Annotated in this window: 2 protein-coding genes; one reads left to right on the forward strand and one right to left on the reverse strand. The window is 74.9% G+C overall.

Annotated features, from left to right (window positions below; translation table 11 throughout):
- Positions 1-75 precede the first annotated feature (75 nt).
- Positions 76-714 carry a hypothetical protein gene (locus tag ACWGIG_RS38455; RefSeq protein ID WP_453326374.1) on the reverse strand — a complete coding sequence of 213 codons (639 nt, stop codon included), beginning with the start codon at positions 712-714 and terminating at the stop codon, positions 76-78.
- A 249-nt stretch (positions 715-963) separates the two neighbouring features.
- On the opposite strand from ACWGIG_RS38455, the gene ACWGIG_RS38460 reads away from it, so the two are divergent.
- Positions 964-2,451 carry an SDR family oxidoreductase gene (locus ACWGIG_RS38460; RefSeq protein ID WP_453326375.1) on the forward strand — a complete coding sequence of 496 codons (1,488 nt, stop codon included), beginning with the start codon at positions 964-966 and terminating at the stop codon, positions 2,449-2,451.
- Positions 2,452-2,494: the final 43 nt, after the last annotated feature.

Consider the following 2,494-nt stretch of genomic DNA (forward strand, 5'->3'; position numbering starts at 1 on the left):
AGGCCGGGGCGCAACCCAGCCGGGGGGCCGCCGCCGCACCGGTCCCGGTGGCGGCCGGTGCGGCCGTGCCCGCCGTCAGGCGCCCTTGAACTTCCAGACGAAGGGCTCCTTGGAGTCCTCGTCGGCCGCCCAGTGGACCTCGATCTGCTGGGCGCCGACCGGGACCATGTAGGTCTGGCAGAAGGTGTGGCTCTGGCCCTGGGCCCAGTTCTCGACGTCGCCGTCGTCCTCGCAGCCCTTGGCATCCTCGGCGGCGCCGATCAGCAGGCCGCCGCGGGCGCCGTCGGCGTAGACCTCGACGTTGTCGGCGACGTCCGGGTAGGACCCGACGGGCTTGCCGCCCTTGTGGGTGTACTTCACGTGGGCGACGACGGGCACCAGGCCCTTGGCCTTCGCCGGGTCGTTGATCATCTTCTTGGCGTCGGCCTCGGTGCCGACGTCGGCCTTCTGCGCGGCGATCTCGTACGTGACCTGTCCGGCCTCCTTCTCCTTGAAGGGGCTGGTCACGGACTCCCCGGCGGCCAGCTCCTTCTTGCCCGCGGCCTCGCCCGCGCCGTCGGCCGGGGGCTTCCCGGCCCCGCCGGTCTCCTTGGCCGCTCCGGCACCGCCCGTGGCACCCCCGGCCTTGTCGTCCCCGTTGCAGCCCGTCAGGGCGAGCGCCAGGACGGCGACGGGGGCGGCGGCACGCAGGGCGAGCTTCTTCCGGTGGGACACGCGATCTCCTCGACAAGTGACGGTGAAGGCGCCCGCGCTGGACCGGGCACCGCCCGTAGTGGCACCGGGCACCGCGCACCCTACGAAGCGGGCCGCCGCCCCCTCACCCCGGGGCCGGTCACTGTCCGTATGACACCGGGAACCCACCGCGTCCCCACGTGATGGTTTCGCTCTCCACACCCGCCCTCCCCCATCCGGCGGCCCGGGCGCTCCGCATGCCGGGCGGGGCCCACAGTGCGAGGGTGTCGGGTGACGACAGAAGGAGGCGTCCACGTGCGGTGTCTGGTGACCGGGGCGAGCGGATACATCGGCGGGCGGCTGGTGCCCGAGCTGCTGGCCGCGGGCCACGAGGTGCGGGCCCTGGCGCGCACGCCCGCCAAGCTGCGGGACTTCCCGTGGTCGGCGCAGGTGGAGACGGTACGGGGAGACGTGCAGGACCCGGAGTCGACGGGGCGGGCGATGGCCGGGGTGGACGTCGCGTACTACCTGGTGCACGCGCTGGGCACCGGAAAGGGCTTCGAGAAGACCGACCGCGAGGCGGCCCGGGTCTTCGGCGAGCAGGCGCGGCGGGCCGGGGTGCGGCGGATCGTCTACCTCGGCGGTCTGACGCCCGCCGGGGTTCCCGAGCGCGAGCTGTCGCCGCACCTGCGCTCGCGGGCCGAGGTCGGCCGGATCCTGCTGGGGTCGGGGGTGCCGACGGCGGTGCTGCGGGCCGCGGTGATCATCGGCTCCGGTTCGGCGTCCTTCGAGATGCTGCGGTACCTGACCGAGCGGCTGCCGCTGATGGTGACCCCGAGCTGGGTGCGCACCCGGATCCAGCCGGTCGCCGTGCGGGACGTGCTGCGGCTGCTGGTCGGCAGCGCGCGGCTGCCCGCCGACGTGAGCCGGACCTTCGACGTGGGCGGGCCCGACGTCCTCACGTACCGCGACATGATGCAGCGGTACGCGTGGGTGGCGGGCCTGCCGCGGCGGCTGATCCTGCCCGTGCCGGTGCTCACCCCGCGCCTCTCCAGCCACTGGGTGGGGCTCGTCACGCCGGTGCCCGCGTCGATCGCCCGGCCGCTGTCGGAGTCGCTGCGGCACGAAGTGGTGTGCACGGAGCACGACATCGAGGAGTACGTGCCCGGGCCGCCGGGCGGTCCGATCGGCTTCGAGCGCGCGGTGGAGCTGGCGCTGCGCCGGGTGCAGGACGCGCAGGTGACCACCCGGTGGTCGTCCGCCTCGGTGCCCGGCGCACCGAGCGATCCGCTGCCCACCGACCCGGACTGGGCGGGCGGCAGCCTGTACACGGACGTGCGGAAGCAGGTCGTGGACGCGTCGCCCGAGCGGCTGTGGCGGGTGGTGGAGGGTATCGGCGGGGAGAACGGCTGGTACTCGTTCCCGCTGGCCTGGGCGGTACGGGGGTGGCTGGACCGGCTCGTCGGCGGGGTCGGTCTGCGGCGCGGGCGGCGCGACGGGTCGCGGCTGCGGGTCGGGGACTCGCTGGACTTCTGGCGGGTCGAGGAGATCGAGCCGGGGCGGCTGCTGCGGCTGCGCGCCGAGATGCGGGTGCCGGGCCTCGCCTGGCTGGAGCTGGGGGTGGAGCGGGACGACCAGGGCCGCACGGTCTACCGGCAGCGGGCGGTGTTCCATCCGCACGGGCTCGCCGGGCACGCGTACTGGTGGAGCGTGGCGCCGTTCCACGGGGTGGTGTTCGGCGGGATGGCCCGCAACATCGCGGCGGCTGCGAGCACCTGAGCGCCCCGCTGGACCGCTGGACGTGGCGCGGGGGGCCGGCGGG

It is taken from the genome of Streptomyces sp. NPDC054863 (assembly GCF_053610825.1).